Origin of the sequence: Psychrobacillus sp. INOP01, assembly GCF_018140925.1 — a bacterium.
Taxonomy (GTDB): domain Bacteria; phylum Bacillota; class Bacilli; order Bacillales_A; family Planococcaceae; genus Psychrobacillus.
Genome location: NZ_CP073315.1, coordinates 3,897,909 through 3,918,357 on the forward strand (window position 1 = coordinate 3,897,909; position 20,449 = coordinate 3,918,357).

Consider the following 20,449-nt stretch of genomic DNA (forward strand, 5'->3'; position numbering starts at 1 on the left):
ACAAGGAGGAAATCACGTGACAAATGAAGTTGTGATCGTAAGTGCAGTTAGAACGGCAATTGGTTCGTTTCAAGGGGCTTTAAAAGACGTGCCAGCTACTAAACTAGGTGCTATTGTAATTGAAAAGGCGTTAGAAAAAGCAGGGGTATCTAAAGATGCTGTGGACGAAGTAATTATGGGGAATGTCCTTCAAGCTGGTTTAGGCCAAAATCCGGCAAGACAGGCTTCAATTCAAGCTGGATTACCACATTCAGTTTCTGCGCTAACTATTAATAAAGTGTGTGGGTCTGGCTTAAAAGCAATTCATCTTGCTACGCAAGCTATTATAGCAGGGGATGCAGATATTGTTGTTGCAGGTGGAATGGAAAACATGAGCCAATCTCCGTATCTGTTAAAGAACGCTAGAGAAGGCTTCCGTATGGGCGATCAGAAGGTAGTAGATAGTATGATTTCAGATGGTCTTTGGTGTGCATTTAATGATTATCATATGGGTGTGACTGCTGAAAATCTATGTGATCAATATGAAATTACAAGAGAAGAGCAAGATGAATTTTCTGCGCGTTCCCAGGGCAGAGCTGCACAGGCGATAGAAGAAGGTAAATTTGCAGACGAGATCGTGCCTGTAGAAATTCCTCAGAGAAAAGGAGATCCAATTGTCTTTTCGCAGGATGAGTATCCGAAAAAAGGTTCTACAGAAGAAAAACTAGCGGGGCTTCGTCCGGCATTCAAAAAAGACGGTTCTGTAACTGCAGGTAATGCTTCAGGTATTAATGATGGAGCAGCAGCTGTAGTGGTAATGTCAAAAGCTAAAGCGGATGAACTTGGTCTTAAACCACTTGCGACAGTTGTTGCAAATGCATCAGCAGGAGTGGATCCAAGCATCATGGGCATTGGACCCGTTGAAGCAGTGAAAAAAGTATTGAACAAATCTCAACTATCATTAGCGGATATCGATTTAATCGAAGCGAATGAAGCTTTTGCGGCACAATCGATTGCTGTAGATAGAGAGCTATCATTTAATCATGATATACTAAATGTAAATGGTGGAGCGATTGCATTAGGCCATCCGATTGGAGCTAGTGGTGCTCGTATATTTGTTACTTTACTTCATGAAATGGAGAAGAGAGATGCGAAAACAGGCCTTGCCACACTTTGTATCGGTGGTGGCCAAGGGGTCGCAACTATAGTTAAACGCTAATAAAGAAGGTGAACAAAATGGCTAAGAAAAAACAAAGACAACAACAGGTAAAGCCTGCTAAGCAAGTGGAAGAAGGTAATTCATTGTCCGATCAGCTTTCTTCTGACGTTCTAGCGAAACTAAAAGAAACGAAGAAACAATTAGTAACCGCTGAACAAGAAAAAGAGGAAGAGAGACAAGCACAACTAGCTTTCGAAAAGAAAGAAAAAGAAAAAAACAAATCGTTTGAAGAGCTGTTAGATGAATATGGCTTTGGTGGCTCGAAATTTTAAGAAAGAAAAAACTATTTGCTTTGGCAAATAGTTTTTTTGTGCTTTAGGAAATCAGTCGTGTTTTTCATTTTTGAAAGTACCACAAACCCAGTGTTCACAGGACATTTGTCCTATACTTTCCTATCACTTTAAAAAGCCAGTCGTGAAGTAAATCACGGCTGGCCATCCTAAGCTTATGAATTAACTCGATGTTCCATATAGATCTCTTTCTTTGTTAATTCACTTGCTGTTTGTAAAATATTATGTGGTACTTCTGTATGGTATGACTGAATAGATTCTAACAGCTGTTTTTCACTGCTTGCACCGAGTATCATTGAACCCGTTACATCATTTCGTAAAACATAATGTTGAGCTATAGAACTTAAAGGAGCATCCAACGCATCCAATACTTTAATAACTTCCAGTAATTCCTGGTGAGTATAGCTTAGATACTCATCTGTTTTACTTGCTCGAGTTAATCCTTCAGCAGTTAATAATCCTTTTGCTAATGTACCCCTACTAAAGAGAGTTGCTGAATTATTTTCTAAAAGGGAAAACCATTCTTCTGGTCTTCTGTCTAGTAAACTATATTGCATCATTACAGAGACGGCATTACTTTTGCTTAAAAATCGTTCTATGACATTTGGTCGAATGGAAGATATTCCGTATTCACGAATAATCCCCTCTTTTTGGAGAGATTCCATTGTGTCTATAACTTCGTCTACATCATCTTCCATCGTACCTCCGTGTAGCTGATATACATCTATATAATCAGTCTGGAGTCGCTTCAATGAAGCATGTACGGCATCTGTTATCCATTCCTTAGACGGATCCCATGACCAACCATCGCCAGATTTGTTTAGCCGATTTCCAACTTTTGTAGCCAAAATTATATTTTGTCGATTGCTCTTTAGAGCATTCCCAACAATCTTTTCATTTTCACCTTTATTGTATAGATCTGCTGTATCAAAATAGGTTATGCCGTTTTCTAAGGCAACTTGAATAATATTATTAGCGGCTGCTTGCTCTACTGGAAGTGACATGCAACCTAATCCAATTTCTGAAACGTATAAATCACTTTTACCTAATTGTCTTTTCTTCAAGTTTCATCACGTCCTTTTCTACATGGTACAATGTCAAATAGATAGATTCAACTAAAGTGAAACGCTATAAACGAGAGGAAGATATGTTATGAAAAAATTTGAGGAAAAAACAATTCAATCTGAGGTTAAATTCAAAGGAAGAATAATATCTCTGCAGGTAGATGAAGTAGAACTACCAAATGGTAAAACTAGTAATAGAGAGATTGTGAAGCATCCTGGGGCAGTTGCAGTTATTGCTGTAACAAAAGACAAAAAAATAATTTTAGTGGAACAATATAGAAAAGCATTAGAAAGATCAATTATTGAAATTCCTGCCGGAAAAATAGAAATTGGAGAGGCTCCGGAAATAACTGCTCTTCGTGAATTAGAAGAGGAGACAGGCTATACGACGGAAAATCTACAATACTTACAATCATTTGCTACATCTCCAGGATTTGCTGATGAGATTATCCATCTATATTTTGCAGATAATATTGAAAAGATGGAGCAACCAGTTGGATTAGATGAAGATGAGTTTGTAGAATTATTATATGTTACTATCTCCGAAATGGAAGAAATGGTAAAGAAACAACAAATCTATGATGCTAAAACTGCCTTTGCATATATTTGGTTGAAAGATTATTTTAAAGTAGCATGATTTAAGTTAGTACAAGCATATGATGAAAGTAGATAGGGAGGTGTTCCAATTTGAACCAGACTTATACTATTTTCATCTCATTATGTGTACTCGTAGTTAGCTTTATCGGAGGTTTGATATTATTTGAAAAAAGTACGGTAGAACAGCAGCAATGGATTATTAATCTCTTGGACGCACGCGTTCTATTAGTAGAACAGCCTACTTTTTTAGAAACGATATTTCCTCATCTAATGTTTGCGATTGTGTTTTTTTTATTTTATCAACATCCTTATTTACGAAAACTAATTTTAGTTATTTGTGCGTTTAAAATTACATTCTATGGATATTGTTCGAGTTATTTACTTCAAACACAGGAATCTACTTTTCCTTATGTGTTTTGGTGGTTTCCATTTCAGCTAGTTTACTGTATCTTATTATTAGCCTTAGCAAATCGGATTAATATTTTTTCGCTATCCTTCTATATAATTGTTATAATTATAGAGTCCATCTTAATACCATTTATATTATTTAATAATTAGTTCTTATTAATAATTATTATTATGTGAATCTCTTGTAATGAGAATTCAATTATTGGTATAATGGATTTAGTTAAGGAGGCGTCATATGGAAAGCCGTATTGATCGTATAAAAAAACAATTATCTGGTGCGAGCTATAAACTGACGCCGCAGCGAGAAGCGACAGTCCGAGTTTTGCTTGAAAATGAAGAAGATCATTTAAGTGCAGAAGATGTATTTTTACTAGTTAGAGAGATATCACCTGATATTGGACTTGCAACAGTTTATAGAACGCTTGAGTTATTAAACGAATTGAATGTGGTAGATAAAATTCAATTCGGTGACGGCGTATCTCGCTATGATTTGAGACAAGAAGGCGCAGCGCATTTTCACCACCACCTAGTTTGCATTGAATGTGGAGCTGTAGATGAAATTCAAGAAGATTTGTTAGAAGATGTAGAAGCTATTGTCGAGAAAAAATGGAACTTTAGAATAAAAGACCATCGTCTAACATTTCACGGTATATGCTACCGTTGCCAAGAAGATAAATAAACAAAAGGATAGCTTACTAGCTATCCTTTTTTTAAATTATTGTTTTATCAAAAGGAGTGAGGTACTTGAATAATGGAATACTACATTTAGAGGATTATATGCACTTTCTGCAGATTGAACGGCAGTTAGCGAATAATACGTTGACCTCCTATAAGAAAGATTTATCCGATTATTTACATCATATATTTGAAGTACAGCAACTACATAGTTTAGATGGGGTAGAGCGCACACATATTGTTCTTTATCTGCGAAGTTTAAAAGAAAATGGAAAATCTGCTCGAACGATTTCTAGGCATATTTCCTCTATTCGTTCCTTTCATCAGTTTTTATTAAGAGAGAAAGTGGCGAACACAGATCCATCTGTCCACTTGGATTTACCACAGCTAGAGCAAAAGTTACCTACTTATTTGTCAGTGGAAGAATTGAATAATCTATTAAATAGTATTGATATATCCAAACCACAGGGACAAAGAGATTTAGCTATGTTTGAACTTATGTATGCTAGTGGGATGCGGATAAGTGAGTGTTTAAACTTAAATTTAGAGGATATACATTTATCCATGGGATTTGTTCGTGTCTTTGGGAAAGGTGGCAAAGAACGAATTGTGCCATTAGGTGGTTCTGCCATTAGAGCTTGCGCAGATTATATAGAAAATGCTAGACCAGCTTTGTTGAAGTCTGAGAAAACGGAAGCTATTTTTATCAACAGGCGCGGTAAGCGTCTAACTAGACAGGGGATATGGAAGTTATTAAATAAGCATGCTAATGCAGTAGGGATTTCAAAGGAAATTACACCTCACGTCTTGCGCCATTCTTTTGCAACACATTTAATAGAAAATGGAGCCGATTTACGTGCTGTTCAAGAGATGCTAGGACATGCGGATATTTCTACGACTCAAATTTATACTCATGTTAGCAAAAGCAGATTAAAGGATGTCTATAAACAATTTCATCCTCGAGCATAAATTGTCAGAGGTCTGACCTGTACATTTTGTTTTTTTTTGGTAAACTAGAAGAAAACAGTAGGAGGTTATAAAAATGAATAAATTTAAGCGCATACATGTGATAGTAATGGACTCTGTTGGTATTGGGGAAGCACCTGATGCAGCAGATTTTGGTGATGTAGGATCACATACAATTGGGCATATTGCAGAAAAAATGAACGGACTTCATATGCCTCAGATGGAACAACTTGGACTTGGTAATATTGATGATATTCAAGGAATCAATAGTCAAGCAGCACCTACAGCATATTTTGGTAAAATGCAGGAAGCTTCTGTTGGTAAGGATACGATGACTGGGCATTGGGAAATTATGGGTTTAAATATTGATAAACCATTTAAAGTATACCCTAATGGATTCCCGGACGAATTAATCTCCCAATTAGAAGAGAAAACTGGTCGCAAAGTAATTGGGAACAAACCAGCAAGTGGGACGGAAATTTTAGACGAGCTTGGCGAAGAACATATGAAAACGGGTGCCATTATAGTTTATACATCTGCTGACCCTGTGCTTCAGATTGCGGCACATGAAGAAATAATTCCATTAGAAGAATTGTATCGTATTTGTGAAATTGCGCGTGAGTTAACACTTTCGGAGGAATTTTTAGTAGGTCGCATAATTGCTCGTCCATTTATTGGAGGGCCAGGGAAATTTGTTCGTACATCTAATCGACATGACTATGCTTTAAAACCTTTTGGTCGCACAGCGATGAACGAACTTAGTGACGCTGGACTAGAAGTAATCGCAATTGGTAAAATAAACGATATTTACAATGGTGAAGGTATCACTTCTACGGAAAGAACAACAGATAATATGGATGGAATGGATAAATTCATCGCTACACTGGACAAAGATTTCAAAGGCATCAGTTTCTTAAATCTAGTTGATTTTGATGCATTATTTGGTCACCGTCGCGATCCGTTAGGCTATGGTAAAGCATTAGAAGAATTCGATGTGCGCTTAAAAGAGGTACTTCCAAAGTTAACAGAGGAAGATTTATTGATTATCACGGCGGATCATGGAAATGATCCAACTATGCCAGGGACGGATCATACGCGAGAATATGTTCCGTTAATCATATACTCACCAAAATTTAAGGAAATAAATGAGTTGCCACTACGCAATACATTTGCTGACATTGGAGCAACAATTAGTGAAAACTTTGGTGTAGCAACAACTGAATTCGGAGAAAGTTTCTTATCTTTATTAAAATAAAAAAAGAACCTAAATTAAGGAAGTGTATGAACAATGAGAATGATAGATATTATTGAAAAGAAGAGAGACGGTAAAGCTCTTTCGAAAGAAGAAATTGAATTTTTTATAGACGGCTGTACAACTGGTGCTATCCCTGATTACCAAATGAGTTCTCTGCTAATGGCTATTTTCTTTCAAAATATGACGGATGAAGAAAGAGCCGACTTAACAATGGCAATGGTAAATTCAGGAGAAACAATTGACCTTTCTGCAATCGAAGGTGTTAAAGTCGATAAGCATTCAACTGGCGGCGTTGGCGATACAACTACTTTGGTTTTAGGTCCGTTAGTTGCGGCGTGTGGTGTTCCAGTAGCTAAGATGAGTGGTAGAGGACTAGGACATACTGGTGGAACAATCGATAAGCTGGAAGCAATCGAAGGCTTTCATGTAGAGCTTACATCTGAACAGTTTGTGAAACAAGTGAATGAACTGAAAGTAGCGGTGATCGGACAGAGTGGTAATTTAACACCTGCAGATAAAAAGTTATACGCTTTACGTGATGTTACAGGTACTGTAAATAGTATTCCATTAATAGCAAGTTCTATTATGAGTAAGAAAATTGCTGCCGGAGCTGGTGCTATTGTATTAGATGTAAAAACTGGTGACGGAGCATTTATGAAAACGACGGATGATGCAAGAGAGCTAGCACAAGCAATGGTTCGCATCGGGAATAATGTGGGAAGAAAAACGATGGCTATTATTTCAGATATGAGTCAACCTCTTGGTAGAGCAATCGGGAATTCACTAGAAATAGTGGAAGCTATTGATACATTAAAAGGAAACGGTCCAGATGATTTAACAGAGCTATGTTTGACGCTTGGAAGTCAAATGGTAGTAGTTGGTGAAAAGGCGGAAACTTTAGAAGAAGCAAGAGAAATGCTACTAGCTGTTATTGAAGATGGCTCTGCGTTAGAAATCTTCAAGCAATTTATCAAATGGCAAGGTGGTAACGAGAAAATCGTTGACGATATTTCTTTACTACCTCAAGCATCGTACAAATTTGAAGTCCCAGCATCCAAAGATGGTTTTATCACCTTTATGGAAGCAGACGAAATTGGAACTGCTGCTATGTTATTAGGAGCGGGAAGAGCTACTAAGGAATCAGAAATAGATTTAGCGGTTGGTATAGTGCTAAATAAAAAAGTTGGAGACTCTGTAAGCAAAGGAGATTCACTAGCTACTATTTATTCCAATAGAGAAGATGTACAAGAAGTAATGGATAAGTTAACTCAGTTTATCGATATAGAATCTACTAAAAAAGAAGCACCACCTTTAATTTATGAAGTAATAACTAAATAAGCCATCTAAATTAATTAGGTATCTCGTAAGGGTTTATAAAAACTTTTGCGAGATGCCTATTTTTTTGATTAAAAAAAAGAATATGTTCCCATACTTTAAATGACCACCCTCTGTCGAAAATCGACTAATAAGCGATGATTTCTTCTACTTTTGTCAAGCGCAAGGAATTTTCAAGGAACATGTGGAATAGCGCTATCTAAGGAGGCGATTTTATGATTCATGAAGTAGAAAAAGTAGGAGACGAAATTATTATTATTCGATTAAAAGGTGAATTAGATCATCACAGTACAAATGATATTAGAAATGAGATAGTTCCAATGATTAAAAACGGGTCTATTAAAGTACTAGTTTGGAATTTGAAAGATTTGCATTTTATGGATAGCTCGGGGATAGGACTAATTCTAGGCAGAATGAGAGAGCTTGCTCCAATAGATGGACAAACAATTATTGTAAATCCATCCCCAACAATGCGCAAAATTTTTCAGTTTGCAGGTTTAAGCCCTTATATTTATAGTGAATCCGAAATTGAAATAATGTCTAAGTTAGGGGGAATAGTTTATGGACAATGAGATCACATTATCTTTTATCGCTAAAAGTGAGAATGAGGCACTTGCTAGAATGGTTATGTCTAGTTTTATTGCAACGATTGACCCGACAATTGAAGAATTATCTGAATTTAAAACAGTCATATCTGAAGCTGTAACGAATGCTATCGTTCATGGTTATGAGGAAGACGGCGTCGGGAAAATTGAACTGCATGCACAACGAGTAGATAGAGAAATTGTCGTTTCTATTGTAGATTATGGGCGTGGAATACGTGATGTAAATCAAGCACGTGAGCCACTATTTACGACAAAGCCTGAACAGGAACGTTCAGGAATGGGCTTTACAATTATGGAAAGCTTTAGTGATGGTGTTGAGATTTACTCCATTCCTGATAGGGGGACGACTGTAACCATAACGAAGCAATTTGTACCAATTCAAGAATCTTGCAGGATCGTCTAATGATAAATAAAAAACCGTCTACTTTACTGACTCAAGAAAAAATGAGAGAGCTCATAGCGCTATCACAGACTGGTGATAAACTAGCAAGGCAGCAAATGATTGAGGGTAATACTAGGCTTGTATGGTCTATTGTTCAACGATTTGCTTCTAGAGGAGCAGATCTGGAGGATTTGTTTCAAATCGGCTGTATTGGCTTGATGAAATCGGTGGATAAGTTTGATTTGTCCTATGAAGTGAAGTTCTCGACGTATGCGGTTCCTATGATTATAGGGGAGATTCAGCGGTTTTTAAGAGATGACGGAATGGTGAAAATCAGTCGTTCGATCCGGGAGTTAAATTTTAAAATTCGCCATGCTACCGATGACTTTTTAAAAACGTTCGAGCGTCAACCTACTATTTTGGAGCTTGCGCATATTTTAGAGGTGTCTCGAGAAGAAATAGTGATGGCTACAGACGCTCTACGCGATCCAGCGTCATTACAGGAGCAGCTTTATGAAAATGATAGCGGTGATGCTCTTACGTTAATGGATCAAATGAAGGATGAGCGTTCCGAGAAGCCCTTTGAGCATATTCCGTTACGTGAGCTAGTGGAAAAGCTAGAAAAACGAGAGCAAATGATTATTTATTTACGTTATTATCTTGATTGTACACAAAGTGATATTGCAGAACGATTAGGAATATCTCAAGTACAAGTTTCGAGACTAGAGAAGAAAATTTTAACCCAATTAAAAACCTGGCTAGTACCAGTAGGTCATACGAATACAAATGCAAAAGATAGGTGATTGAAACGAAACCTTTGTTTAATAGTAAGGATGAAGCTGAATTATATTTAAAAGAAAAGTTCGGAGTAAATGAGTCCTATGATGTGGGAATATTACATACCCATTTATATGAATTTCCAGTATTACTCGTCTATATTAATGGACTTATTGATGGCTTAGTAATAACTCAATTATTGACGAACACCCAATTGAAAATAGCTGATAAAACAATAAGCGAAAACGAAATTATTGAGCATTATTTTCCGTATTATTCTATTACTCAATATGATTCCAAGGAAAAATGGTTAGCTGCACTTCTGAGTGGACAAGTAACCTTCATATTAACTAATGGTTCTGTGTACACAATAGATGTTCGTTCTTATCCTGGAAGAACACCTGAAGAACCAGATAATGAAAAGGTTGTAAGGGGTTCAAGAGATGGATTTACAGAAAATATTGTTCAAAACACAGCTCTGATTAGAAGAAGGATTCGGGATACCAATTTGCGCTTTGAGTTACATCAAATTACGGAGCTAGGTCAAACTGATATTGCAATATCTTATATTAAAGATATTGCCAATGAAGATTATCTTACTCAAATTCGTGATCGAATAAAGCAAATAAAGCATGATGGAATTACGATGACAGACAAAGCGTTGGAAGAATGGCTTTTTAAACAAGGGTTCCATCCTTTGCCTTTTGTACGATTTACAGAGAGACCAGATATAGCTGCAGCACATTTGCTAGAAGGGCATATAATTATAGTAGTAGATACATCACCATCTGTAGTTATAGTTCCTACTACCCTTTTTCACCACTTGCAACATGCAGAGGAATACAGGCAGGCACCAGCAATTGGAACGATTGTAAGGTGGATTCGATTTTTAGGTGTTATTCTAAGTCTATTTCTTTTACCATTTTGGTATTTACTATCGGTACACCCCGAGTTTTTACCAAAGGCACTTGATTTTATTGGTCCGAAAGAAACGACAGAAATACCGCTATTGTTACAGATTTTGTTTGCAGATATTGGGATAGAATTTCTAAGACTCGCTGCTATCCATACACCGACACCGTTATCTACGGCAATGGGGATTATAGCTGCACTAGTCATTGGACAAATGGCTGTTGATGTAGGGATATTTGTTCCCGAGGTTATTTTATATACCGCCATAACAGCGATATTCACTTTTTCTATCCCTTCATATGAGCTAAGTATTACAACTAAAATTTTCAGGACTATTATCCTGCTTAGTACTGCGTTATTTGGACCAAGTGGATTTTTTGTAGCATCTTTAGCTCTGCTTTGGTATGTAGGTTCTGTAAAACCATTAAATGTCCCTTATTTATGGCCACTTCAACCTTTCTTTCCAAAAGCATTTTTGCGTTTGATCATACGGTATCCAATGCCCACTGATGCTAAGAGACCATTTATAACAAGATCGCCTGATCGTAAACGTTCCTAATGTGCATTGCCATTTCCTTATCTATTGTGATAAAGTTCTAATAGATATAGGGAAAAGAGGCGAACTAAATGGTGCTGGTTTCAACTCATGCTGTAAACGAAAAAGGTCACTTAATGATTGGTGGAATAGATAGCTTAGAGCTTGCAAAAATATATGGAACACCATTGTTTGTGTACGATTTATCTTTAATTAGAGAAAGAGCAAATGCATTCATCCAGACATTCCAAGATCAACAGATATCTGCACAAGTTGCTTATGCAAGTAAAGCCTTTTCTAGTGTAGCAATGTACCAAGTGATGAAACAAGAAAACTTATCATTAGATGTTGTATCTGCTGGGGAATTATACACTGCGATTAAAGCGGGATATCCAGTAGAACGAATTCATTTTCATGGTAATAATAAAAGCAAAGAAGAATTATTATTAGCTCTTGAGCATAATATTGGTTGTATAGTTGTCGATAATTTTTATGAAATAGAATTACTAAAGGTGCTTACTGCAAAAAACAAGCAAAAGGTTAATATTTTGTTAAGAGTGACACCTGGTGTCGAAGCTCATACACACGATTATATTACGACTGGCCAGCAAGATTCTAAATTTGGATTTGATCTGTTGAATGGACAAGCTGACCAAGCATTTCTTGATGTATATCAGGATGAATATATCCAGTTGCTTGGTTTGCATTGTCATATTGGCTCTCAAATATTTGAAACGATTGGTTTTAAGGTAGCGGCAGAGAAGCTAATTACTAAAATGATAGAGTGGCATACAGATTATAACTACTTATGCAGCGTTTTAAATCTAGGCGGTGGCTTCGGTATAAAATACACAGATGCGGATGCTCCGCTTGAACCAGCTGTATATGTGAAAGAAATGATACAAATAGTAAAAGAGCTCGTGCATAATTCTTCTTTTAAAATGCCAGAAATTTGGATAGAACCGGGTAGGTCATTAGTTGGAGATGCAGGAACTACGTTATATACGGTCGGATCTGAGAAAGTTGTCCCAGATGTTCGGAATTATTTAGCGGTTGATGGTGGTATGTCTGACAATATTAGACCTGCATTATACGGAGCAGAATATGACGCAGTTATTGCAAACAAAATGGAAGCACAGCTAACAAATAACTATACAATTGCTGGTAAATGTTGTGAGTCTGGTGATAAATTAATTGAAAACATTCAATTACCTGAAGCTGTAGCTGGAGATATTCTAGCAATATTCTGTACAGGTGCCTATGGTTACTCCATGGCTAGTAATTACAATCGTTTATCGAAACCAGCCGTAGTGTTTGTGGAAAATGGAAAGCATCAATTGGCTATAAGAAGAGAAACGTTGGAAGATATCATACATCTTGACCTTCCTTTAACAATGGAGAAGGAGTGAAACAAGATGAAAAAGACAAACGTAATACTATTTCTAATGATTTTTATCGTAGGAATTGTATGGGGTCTCATTTACTGGTTATTCATAGCGCCAAATGCCAATTTGTAAAATCGATAAAATTAAGGTACGATAATACAGATATTTTAAGAAATTGGACTTAGTTAGATTTAGTGTTGATATGATGCGATTATAGAATTCTGTGAAACCAATTGAAGGTAGACAGTTAAATTAGAGTTGTATTCGTATGTATAGAAGATTGAATAAACTGGCCAAGAAATTAAAAGAGGGTTGTAATTATGTTACTTCGTTATAAAAAAACGTTTGAAAAAATTTCAATGGGGCTACTATCCTTCATGCCTCATGAAAAAGATTTAAAAAAGTTATTAGAAACAATTCATGAGTATGAGACAAATCCAGATTGGCATTTGTTTCTTTGGAAGAAAGAGGACGACTTAGTAGGATTAATAGGAGTACGAATGGAAGGTACTGAAGCAGTAATTCAACATATTTCTGTCAATCCGTCACACCGTGGGGAAGGACTCGGAGAAGAAATGTTACAAAAACTTCCAACCGTATTGCAAACAACTTCTATAAAGCCATCTGAAGATGTGGAATCATTTTATACTAAGTGCCAAACAAAAAAGGAAGAGGAATGACTTATTTTTTTAAGTCACCTCTCCTTTTTTTCTCTCTTTCTCGTTCCTCCAGTATTTCTGAACGATCTCGAAGCATATGTTTATGAATAAGAAAATGTAAGTCCTCATTCGTTTCTATATGAAGCTGATTTACTTGCGATTGTAAAGATGGATTGGTTATCTCAATTGTAAAAGCTTGAAACTTTTGACTACTGGTCATTAATTGGATTGCGGAAGTCATATTTTCTAGTAACTTTTGGTAATTGAAGTTTTCAAAGAAAGGGGAGTCCTTAGTTACTTCCATTCTTATCATACTTGTTCTCATCGTTTTAATAGCTCCAGTTAAATTTCCGCGGCGCCAGTGATACATAGAAGTTGCTAACAAGATTAAAGCAGTTAACGCATGATTTTTTTGTCTTGGGGAAACTTCCTTCCAATAGTCTTCTAATAACTCGTGACATTCAAAATAATCGAAGGTCTCATTGAATTGTTTTAGAAATGCCACAAAACTAGTATGAAATGTAGGGTGCAATACAATCACCTTTCCTCTATAATAATGATAAAAACCGATAATAGGTGGAGTTTTATGTCTTATGAAGTAAAAACAGAAGCATTTGAAGGGCCTCTAGATTTATTATTACATTTAATAAATCGTTTGGAAATAGATATATACGATATAAAGATGGCAGAAATCACGGAGCAGTATATGGAGCATGTTCTAGCAATGCGTGTTCTAGAGCTCAATGAAGCAAGTGAATACTTAGTAATGGCGGCAACTTTACTATCCATTAAGAGTAAAATGCTATTGCCAATTCATCAAGACGATGACATTGACGATGATTTCGATATGGATTTACAAGATCCAAGGGATGAACTTGTACTAAGATTAATAGAATATAAGAAGTATAAGGAAGCAGCAGAAAACTTGCATGAGATGGAGGAAACACGTTCACTCTATTATTCTAGACCGCCAACAGATTTAAGTGAATACCAAACTAGTAAACAATTAGAATTACTTGAATTAGACGCGAATGTATACGATATGCTCGGTGCTTTTCAAAAAATGCTACGAAGAAAACAAATAAACGCACCACTTAATACGCGAATAAGTAAGCAAGAAATATCGATTAAAGCCCAGATGAAAAATGTCATTGAGGTGTTAAAAAAAGGTGGAGGGAAATTATCGTTTTACGATTTATTCCCTACAAGAGATAAGATAACAATCGTAACTACTTTTTTATCTTTACTTGAATTGATGAAGCGACAGATTATACTAGTAGAGCAAAAAAGTAATTTTGAAGATTTGTTTGTGCAGTTGCGAAAGGAAGATATAGAAAGTGAATTCGAAGATGAAATTGATGAGTAATATAGAAAGTCTATTATTTGTAAGTGGAGAGGATGGGCTAACTAAAAAACAATTAGCTTTTCTAACTAGTTCGACGGATGAGGAAATAGAAGTGATTCTACAGGAAATGCTGCAGGAATATAAAACAAATCACACTCGGGGAATAGAGATAAAACAATTAGCAGGAACCTATCAATTTGTAACGAAACAAGAAAATATAGATAGCATTCAGAAATTAGTAGAAAATCCAACAACTCAATCATTGTCGCAAGCATCTCTTGAAGTTCTAGCAATTGTTGCCTATAAGCAACCAATCACGAGAGTGGAAATTGAAGAAATTCGAGGTGTTAAGTCAGAGCGACCAATTCATACTCTTTCCGCTAAAGGTCTAGTACAAGAAGTAGGCCGTGCAGAAGGGACAGGTCGGGCTATTTTATATGGAACGACAAATGAATTTCTTCAATACTTTGGGTTAAAGGATATTAAAGCACTTCCACCACTCCCGGAAGATCTGTCTATTGATGAAATGGAAGACACAGATTTATTTATGACGAAGTTTCAAGAGACCTTTGAAGGATAGAAATAATTGAATGAGGAGTATGATTCATTATAAAAAAAACGGTATTGTTTCTGTTGCTTTTTCTTTTATGGAATGTAAATGAGGCTGATGCTTCATCCTCTTATGCTGTTATTGATGCAAAAACAGGGAGATTATTAGAAGGTAGTAATGCAAATGAAGAATTACCTATTGCGAGCCTAACTAAAGTCTGGACTGCTTTAACAGTCTTGGATAATGTTCCTCTCGATGATGAAATAACAATCTCAAATGCTGCTGCAACACAAGAAGGTTCATCCTTATACTTACAGGCAGGTGAGGTTTGGACTGTAGAATCCTTATTGTATGGATTGTTATTACAGTCGGGCAATGATGCAGCTTATGCACTTGCTGAGCATACAGGTGGATCAATAGAGGGCTTTACTAAATTGATGAATGAAAAAATACAGTATGCTGGGTTACAAAATTCGCATTTTACTAATCCGTCGGGGCTTCATCATGAGGAACACTACGCTTCAGCTATAGATATGGCAAATATGTTCCGCTTGGCGTTGCAGAACGAGTCATTTATCCAAATCGCATCAGCCAAATCTTATACTCCAAAAGAAAGATCCGTCAATTGGAGAAACAAGCATAAATTATTGCACTTTAACGAGTTTGCCATAGCCGGAAAAACAGGATATACAAAAGTAGCGGGAAGAACACTAGTGACTTATTTCGAAGATAAGGGAAAAGAAGTTATTGTGGTAACATTAAACCATTCCAATGATTGGAATACCCATTCTTCTCTAGCAGCAAACGTTTTTCAGACTTACGATAATGTGAAGGTTGTGGAAAAAGGAAAATATCGCCTGTTAGATAAACAGGTTATTGAAGTGAACAAAGATTATTACCTTTTGCTTAACAAAGAAGAACGAGAAGCAACTAAAAACGTATTGATGATTCCTCGAAAATCATCGGAGAAAAAACCCTATCTTTGGAATGTTTCGATTAATAATGAGATAGCATTGAAATTTAATGTAAAGAAAATTAAATAGAATTGTGGGGAAGACAGTTATTATAAAAGACTGTCTTCTTTTAATTTGTCCCAAAGTATGACATAATTCTTTCATATGAATTGGATAGAATGGACGAGGTGAATGTGTTGGAAAGATTACAAAAAGTGCTCGCGCATGCAGGTGTGGCATCGAGAAGAAAAGCGGAAGAAATGATTACGCAAGGTAAAGTTAAAGTTAATGGTAAAGTAGTCACTGAACAAGGATTAAAAGTGTCTGACAATGATGTAGTAGAAGTTGAAGGAGTAAAATTAGAAAAGGAACAAAAAGTATACTATTTACTTTATAAACCACGTGGAGTGATTTCAGCAGTTTCAGATGATAAAGGCAGAAAAACAGTAACGGATCTATTGCCTCATGTCAAAGAACGTTTATATCCTGTTGGAAGACTGGATTATGAAACTTCAGGTGTTTTACTTCTTACTAACGATGGCGATTTTTCATATGCCCTTACGCATCCAAAATATAAAGTGGATAAAACCTATGTAGCACGTGTAAAGGGTGTCCCTTTAAAAGAGCAGTTGCGTCCACTGGAGCGTGGAATCGTTCTAGAAGATGGTAAAACAGCTCCTGCAAGAGTTAAGTTATTATCCTCTGAGCGTAAAGCGGACAAGTCGATTGTAGAGATCACCATACATGAGGGGAAAAACCGACAAGTACGTAGAATGTTCGATGCAATAGGTTTTCCAGTTCAAAAGCTAAAAAGAGAGCAATTCGGATTCTTAACGCTTCATGGCTTAAATGCTGGCGAGTGGAGAGAGCTGACTACTCATGAAGTAAAACAAATGAGAGTATTAGCAGAGACGGGGAAAATAGGTAAATAAAACCTACGTGTTCACAAAGCCTTCATAAGTAAGGCTCTTTTAAATTGTAAATTTTGTTATAATTATTCATGATTATGCTTGGAAATGGAGGTTAGCAAATTGGCACAATCTAAAAAACGACGATTTTATATGAGAACCGCTATATTAGCAGTACTCGTCGTAGCTATAGTTTTTACAGTTTACTCCAACCTAAATAAAGAGAAAAATGCTGTATTACAAGTAGGCGATAAAGCACCGGACTTTGTATTAGTAGATATGGATGGCACGGAAAGGCGTTTGTCTGATTATAAAGGACAAGGCGTATTTCTGAATTTTTGGGGTACATGGTGTAAGCCATGTGCAAAAGAGATGCCGGCAATGGACAACCAATACGGAGAGTTTACTAATAAGGGTGTCCAAACACTGGCCATTAATATTGGAGAATCAGATCTTAAGGTAAATAGTTTTTCAAATCGATATGGTTTAACTTTTCCTATAGCAATTGATCGCAATAAAAGTGTAATGGAATCGTATAATATTGATCCGCTGCCAACTACTTTTTTGATCAACCCAGAAGGTAAGATTGAAAAAATTATTAAAGGCGAAATGACAGAAGAAGATATTGCGAATTTTATGGATCAAATTAAACCTTCATGAAGGAGTCTTAAAGATGGACAAGATAGTTTGTGCATGTGGCAATGTAAATCCAGCTGGTACAGAATTATGTGAGAGCTGTGGTCGTCCATTAAATGAAGAGACAAAAGGAAAAAAAATTGTAGATATGCGCTATGAAGGATCTGCAAGACGGTCTCAAACGTATAATAAGACGATAATTGATAAAGTATGGAATTTCTTTTCCAGTGTAAAAGTAGGTATGTGGATAATCGTTGCCATCTTAGTGGCAGCTGCAATTGGAACTATACTTCCACAAGTATTTTATGTGCCTGCAACAAATGAAACGGATATTGCAGCATATTATGAGAGAATTTATGGTTGGTTTGGAACATTGTATTATGAGCTTGGATTATCGGACTTATATAGCTCTTGGTGGTTTCAGGTATTAGTTGGTATGCTAGGTATTTCTTTAGTTATCGCAAGTTTAGATAGAGTTATACCTCTTTATAAATCTCTGAAAAAACAAAAGACGAAAAGACATTTTAGTTTCTTAAAACGTCAACGAGTTTTTGGAATTGGTAAAGCTGATGTTACAGAAGATTCTTTACTAAAAGCAGAAGAAAAACTTAAAGCACTTAAATACAATGTAAAACGTGAAGGTAATGCTATCTTAGCAGAACGAGGACGCTTTTCACGCTGGGGTCCTTATGTGAACCATTTAGGTCTCATTATATTCCTTTTTGGTGTAATGCTTCGTGCTCTTCCAGGTTTTTATGTCGATGAAACTATGTGGTTACGTGAAGGAGAAACACTTTATGTGCCCGAAACAGACGGGTATTTCTTAGAAAGTAAGGAATTCATATATGAGACATACTCAAAAGAGGAGTCCAAAGAAGTTTATGGTGAGGCAATTGATCGAGTGGGTACTATTGCGAAGAACTATCAAACAGATGTTGCCTTGTATAAGGGTCCAGAAGATTCTGTAGCAGGACATACAGAGGACTTAACATTTGAAAAAGAAGTATCCATTCAAGTAAATAAGCCGATTAAATTTGATAACTTTTCAGTGTTCCAAATGGACTTCCGATTGGATGAATTGGCAACAATGACATTCCAGTTACAAGATAAAGAAACACAACAATCATTTGGCGAATTTACAATTGATCTTGCAGATCCTCAGCCTATGTATGAATTGGACGAGGGTTATAAAGTCGAGATTATGGATTATTACGCAGATTTTACTGGCTTTGAAGAAGGGGTTCCACAATCTCAATCACCACTTCCGAACAACCCTGCATTTTTAGTTAAAATGTATAGTCCAGAATTCCCTAAAGGGGAAACAAGTTTTGTCATGATTAAGGAAACGGTAGAACCACTTGGGGAAAACCAACATAAAATTGCTTTCCAAAGTGTAGAGACTAGAGATGTGTCTGGATTAACAGTTCGTAAGGATTTAACACTTCCAATTCTCGCGCTAGGAGGTCTTATCTTCATGATTGGAGTAGCACAAGGCTCGTACTGGAATCATCGTCGAATCTGGATTCAATTATTAGAAGATGGACAGACTGTTGTTGCTGCGCATACAAACAAAAACTGGTTAAGTGTTAAGAGAGATTTGGACAAAGTTGTTGAAGCAGCTCATCTTCCTGAATATCTAGATCAACAGGATTTAGAATCTTTAGAAGAAAAAGTGGATAAAGGCGAAGGGGTTTAATAAAATGGATATGGCATCTTTAAGTAGTACCTTATTATTTGTAGCTTTCGTAGCGTACCTAGTTGCTACGTTTTTATTTGGAGGAGCAGTCAAATCTTCGACTGCTCAGTCCACACAATCATTTGATAGATGGGGTAAATTAGCAATTAGCGTTACCATCTTAGGATTTATAGCTAATCTTGGTTATTTTATCACTAGATGGATTGCTGCAGGACACGCTCCTGTAAGTAACCTATTTGAGTTTACTGCTGCATTTGGAATGATGATTGTAGGAGCATTTATTCTTATTTACTTCATATATAAAGCACCTGCTCTTGGATTGTTTGCTTTACCTATTGCCGTACTAATCATTGCATATGCAAGTATGTTCCCGACAGAAATTACTCCTTTAATACCAGCATTAAAAAGCTACTGGCTGACTATTCACGTAATTACTGCAGCAATGGGTGAGGCAATTTTAGCGATCAGCGCTGTAGCAGGGTTTGTTTATTTATTGAAAAATATTGATCTGACGAAAAAATCCAAGGAACGTTTTTGGATTGAAGCAGTTATGTACGTTTTAGTGCTTGTTGTAGGGTTTGTTGTTTCTACTTTATCGTTTTCAATTATGAATTACAGTGCAGAATACAACTATATAAGTAAAGATGAAACACAACATACAATTGAATACACAATGCCAGCTCTATTCGGTATGAATGAATCAGAAGCAATTACAGACGGTGCAATGGACCCCCTTGTGGAAATGCCTCCGTTAGTAAATGCCAAAAAACTGACTACAGTTGTTTGGTCTATCCTATTTGGTACAGTAATTTATGTGTTACTTCGTTTAATATTACGTAAACGTATTTCGGTTATATTACAACCACTTACGAAAAAGTCTAATTCTCAATTGATGGATGAAATCGGGTATCGATCAGTATTAATCGGTTTTCCTGTGTTTACACTTGGAGCATTAGTATTTGCCATGATATGGGCGCATGAAGCTTGGTCACGTTTTTGGGGCTGGGATCCAAAAGAAGTATGGGCGCTTATCACGTTCTTATTCTACGCAGTGTTCTTACATCTTCGTTTATCAAAAGGCTGGGAAGGTAAGAAGTCGGCTTGGATTGCTTTAATTGGTTTTATCATAATTATGTTTAACTTAATCGCTGTAAATCTAATTTTAGCGGGATTACATTCTTATGCATAAAAACAAATAGATTAGTCCAGTGCTCAATTAGAAAGCTCTTTACTCTTTAGTTAACAGGAGGAAGAGCTTTTCTTTCATTTTGGGTACAGTAATTGTACAATATAAAGTAGATGTTGATAGAAAGGTTTG

General features: G+C 36.3%; 23 protein-coding genes. 21 read left to right on the forward strand and 2 right to left on the reverse strand.

All coding sequences use genetic code 11. The features are described 5' to 3' along the window. Window positions 1-16 precede the first annotated feature (16 nt). Together KD050_RS19130 and KD050_RS19135 are read left to right on the forward strand one after the other, a co-directional pair. Window positions 17-1,198 (forward strand): acetyl-CoA C-acetyltransferase, encoded by a 1,182-nt coding sequence (locus KD050_RS19130; protein ID WP_211893891.1) that lies wholly within the window; start codon window positions 17-19, stop codon window positions 1,196-1,198. A 17-nt stretch (window positions 1,199-1,215) separates the two neighbouring features. Continuing rightward, a complete protein-coding gene (locus KD050_RS19135) occupies window positions 1,216-1,470 on the forward strand; it encodes a DUF3886 domain-containing protein (RefSeq protein ID WP_211893892.1) in 255 nt (84 codons plus the stop codon). Window positions 1,471-1,643: 173 nt separating this feature from the next. On the opposite strand, the gene KD050_RS19140 is transcribed toward KD050_RS19135, so the two are convergent. Then, on the reverse strand, window positions 1,644-2,552 hold the full coding sequence (locus tag KD050_RS19140) for an aldo/keto reductase (protein WP_211893893.1): 909 nt from the start codon (window positions 2,550-2,552) through the stop codon (window positions 1,644-1,646). Between the two features lie 88 nt (window positions 2,553-2,640). On the opposite strand from KD050_RS19140, the gene KD050_RS19145 reads away from it, so the two are divergent. The 12 genes from KD050_RS19145 to KD050_RS19200 all read left to right on the forward strand — a co-directional run bounded on the left by KD050_RS19145 (window position 2,641) and on the right by KD050_RS19200 (window position 13,064). Continuing rightward, window positions 2,641-3,189 (forward strand): NUDIX hydrolase, encoded by a 549-nt coding sequence (locus tag KD050_RS19145; RefSeq protein WP_211893894.1) that lies wholly within the window; start codon window positions 2,641-2,643, stop codon window positions 3,187-3,189. A gap of 50 nt (window positions 3,190-3,239) precedes the next feature. Next, window positions 3,240-3,707: a hypothetical protein gene (locus tag KD050_RS19150; RefSeq protein WP_211893895.1), complete on the forward strand. Its 468-nt coding sequence runs from the start codon at window positions 3,240-3,242 to the stop codon at window positions 3,705-3,707. 85 nt (window positions 3,708-3,792) lie between these two features. Further along, window positions 3,793-4,236 carry a ferric iron uptake transcriptional regulator gene (locus KD050_RS19155; protein ID WP_090561869.1) on the forward strand — a complete coding sequence of 148 codons (444 nt, stop codon included), beginning with the start codon at window positions 3,793-3,795 and terminating at the stop codon, window positions 4,234-4,236. A 65-nt stretch (window positions 4,237-4,301) separates the two neighbouring features. Then, complete coding sequence (gene xerD, locus KD050_RS19160; RefSeq protein ID WP_370627145.1) at window positions 4,302-5,201, forward strand: site-specific tyrosine recombinase XerD; 900 nt, start codon at window positions 4,302-4,304, stop codon at window positions 5,199-5,201. A gap of 73 nt (window positions 5,202-5,274) precedes the next feature. Next, the gene (gene deoB / locus KD050_RS19165) at window positions 5,275-6,453 is read left to right on the forward strand and encodes a phosphopentomutase (protein ID WP_211893896.1); all 1,179 of its coding nucleotides are present in this window, start codon (window positions 5,275-5,277) and stop codon (window positions 6,451-6,453) included. Between the two features lie 33 nt (window positions 6,454-6,486). Continuing rightward, complete coding sequence (locus tag KD050_RS19170; protein ID WP_211893897.1) at window positions 6,487-7,791, forward strand: pyrimidine-nucleoside phosphorylase; 1,305 nt, start codon at window positions 6,487-6,489, stop codon at window positions 7,789-7,791. Between the two features lie 212 nt (window positions 7,792-8,003). Next, on the forward strand, window positions 8,004-8,360 hold the full coding sequence (locus tag KD050_RS19175; protein ID WP_093534831.1) for an STAS domain-containing protein: 357 nt from the start codon (window positions 8,004-8,006) through the stop codon (window positions 8,358-8,360). After that, a complete protein-coding gene (gene spoIIAB, locus KD050_RS19180) occupies window positions 8,350-8,796 on the forward strand; it encodes an anti-sigma F factor (RefSeq protein ID WP_093060805.1) in 447 nt (148 codons plus the stop codon). The genes KD050_RS19175 and spoIIAB overlap by 11 nt, the downstream gene beginning before the upstream one ends. Then, window positions 8,796-9,578 carry a SigF/SigG family RNA polymerase sporulation sigma factor gene (locus KD050_RS19185; protein ID WP_090561857.1) on the forward strand — a complete coding sequence of 261 codons (783 nt, stop codon included), beginning with the start codon at window positions 8,796-8,798 and terminating at the stop codon, window positions 9,576-9,578. Before spoIIAB ends, KD050_RS19185 begins: the two co-directional genes overlap by 1 nt. After that, the gene (locus KD050_RS19190; protein WP_211896364.1) at window positions 9,578-11,023 is read left to right on the forward strand and encodes a spore germination protein; all 1,446 of its coding nucleotides are present in this window, start codon (window positions 9,578-9,580) and stop codon (window positions 11,021-11,023) included. Before KD050_RS19185 ends, KD050_RS19190 begins: the two co-directional genes overlap by 1 nt. Before the next feature lie 68 nt (window positions 11,024-11,091). After that, window positions 11,092-12,408, forward strand: coding sequence for a diaminopimelate decarboxylase (lysA, locus tag KD050_RS19195; protein ID WP_211893898.1), 1,317 nt, complete (start codon window positions 11,092-11,094; stop codon window positions 12,406-12,408). Between the two features lie 296 nt (window positions 12,409-12,704). Then, window positions 12,705-13,064, forward strand: a complete 360-nt coding sequence (locus tag KD050_RS19200) for a GNAT family N-acetyltransferase (protein ID WP_211893899.1) — start codon at window positions 12,705-12,707, stop codon at window positions 13,062-13,064. A 1-nt stretch (window position 13,065) separates the two neighbouring features. Here the strand turns inward: KD050_RS19200 and KD050_RS19205 are convergent, their stop codons facing one another. Next, window positions 13,066-13,575 (reverse strand): DUF309 domain-containing protein, encoded by a 510-nt coding sequence (locus KD050_RS19205; RefSeq protein ID WP_211893900.1) that lies wholly within the window; start codon window positions 13,573-13,575, stop codon window positions 13,066-13,068. Between the two features lie 54 nt (window positions 13,576-13,629). Between KD050_RS19205 and KD050_RS19210 the strand changes: the two genes are divergently transcribed. From KD050_RS19210 to ccsB, 7 genes are all read left to right on the forward strand, one after another. Then, complete coding sequence (locus KD050_RS19210) at window positions 13,630-14,409, forward strand: segregation/condensation protein A (RefSeq protein WP_211893901.1); 780 nt, start codon at window positions 13,630-13,632, stop codon at window positions 14,407-14,409. Beyond that, the gene (scpB, locus tag KD050_RS19215; RefSeq protein WP_211896365.1) at window positions 14,402-14,968 is read left to right on the forward strand and encodes an SMC-Scp complex subunit ScpB; all 567 of its coding nucleotides are present in this window, start codon (window positions 14,402-14,404) and stop codon (window positions 14,966-14,968) included. The genes KD050_RS19210 and scpB overlap by 8 nt, the downstream gene beginning before the upstream one ends. A gap of 53 nt (window positions 14,969-15,021) precedes the next feature. Beyond that, window positions 15,022-15,981 carry a D-alanyl-D-alanine carboxypeptidase family protein gene (locus tag KD050_RS19220; protein WP_211893902.1) on the forward strand — a complete coding sequence of 320 codons (960 nt, stop codon included), beginning with the start codon at window positions 15,022-15,024 and terminating at the stop codon, window positions 15,979-15,981. A gap of 107 nt (window positions 15,982-16,088) precedes the next feature. Then, complete coding sequence (locus tag KD050_RS19225; protein ID WP_211893903.1) at window positions 16,089-16,823, forward strand: pseudouridine synthase; 735 nt, start codon at window positions 16,089-16,091, stop codon at window positions 16,821-16,823. Between the two features lie 99 nt (window positions 16,824-16,922). Continuing rightward, window positions 16,923-17,459, forward strand: coding sequence for a thiol-disulfide oxidoreductase ResA (resA, locus tag KD050_RS19230; RefSeq protein ID WP_305080227.1), 537 nt, complete (start codon window positions 16,923-16,925; stop codon window positions 17,457-17,459). Between the two features lie 13 nt (window positions 17,460-17,472). Further along, the gene (locus KD050_RS19235) at window positions 17,473-19,131 is read left to right on the forward strand and encodes a cytochrome c biogenesis protein ResB (RefSeq protein WP_211893905.1); all 1,659 of its coding nucleotides are present in this window, start codon (window positions 17,473-17,475) and stop codon (window positions 19,129-19,131) included. A 4-nt stretch (window positions 19,132-19,135) separates the two neighbouring features. Further along, window positions 19,136-20,320, forward strand: coding sequence for a c-type cytochrome biogenesis protein CcsB (ccsB, locus tag KD050_RS19240; protein ID WP_305080228.1), 1,185 nt, complete (start codon window positions 19,136-19,138; stop codon window positions 20,318-20,320). The last annotated feature ends 129 nt before the right edge of the window (window positions 20,321-20,449 follow it).

What these genes read in the sequence shown, in the direction of transcription:
- KD050_RS19135 (WP_211893892.1), top strand. Translation starts at nt 1,216, where the DNA reads ATGGCTAAGAAAAAACAAAGACAACAACAGGTAAAGCCTGCTAAGCAA.
- KD050_RS19145 (WP_211893894.1), top strand. Translation starts at nt 2,641, where the DNA reads ATGAAAAAATTTGAGGAAAAAACAATTCAATCTGAGGTTAAATTCAAA.
- KD050_RS19155 (WP_090561869.1), top strand. Translation starts at nt 3,793, where the DNA reads ATGGAAAGCCGTATTGATCGTATAAAAAAACAATTATCTGGTGCGAGC.
- deoB (WP_211893896.1), top strand. Translation starts at nt 5,275, where the DNA reads ATGAATAAATTTAAGCGCATACATGTGATAGTAATGGACTCTGTTGGT.
- KD050_RS19170 (WP_211893897.1), top strand. Translation starts at nt 6,487, where the DNA reads ATGAGAATGATAGATATTATTGAAAAGAAGAGAGACGGTAAAGCTCTT.
- KD050_RS19175 (WP_093534831.1), top strand. Translation starts at nt 8,004, where the DNA reads ATGATTCATGAAGTAGAAAAAGTAGGAGACGAAATTATTATTATTCGA.
- spoIIAB (WP_093060805.1), top strand. Translation starts at nt 8,350, where the DNA reads ATGGACAATGAGATCACATTATCTTTTATCGCTAAAAGTGAGAATGAG.
- KD050_RS19185 (WP_090561857.1), top strand. Translation starts at nt 8,796, where the DNA reads ATGATAAATAAAAAACCGTCTACTTTACTGACTCAAGAAAAAATGAGA.
- lysA (WP_211893898.1), top strand. Translation starts at nt 11,092, where the DNA reads ATGGTGCTGGTTTCAACTCATGCTGTAAACGAAAAAGGTCACTTAATG.
- KD050_RS19200 (WP_211893899.1), top strand. Translation starts at nt 12,705, where the DNA reads ATGTTACTTCGTTATAAAAAAACGTTTGAAAAAATTTCAATGGGGCTA.
- KD050_RS19210 (WP_211893901.1), top strand. Translation starts at nt 13,630, where the DNA reads ATGTCTTATGAAGTAAAAACAGAAGCATTTGAAGGGCCTCTAGATTTA.
- scpB (WP_211896365.1), top strand. Translation starts at nt 14,402, where the DNA reads ATGAGTAATATAGAAAGTCTATTATTTGTAAGTGGAGAGGATGGGCTA.
- KD050_RS19235 (WP_211893905.1), top strand. Translation starts at nt 17,473, where the DNA reads ATGGACAAGATAGTTTGTGCATGTGGCAATGTAAATCCAGCTGGTACA.
- ccsB (WP_305080228.1), top strand. Translation starts at nt 19,136, where the DNA reads ATGGATATGGCATCTTTAAGTAGTACCTTATTATTTGTAGCTTTCGTA.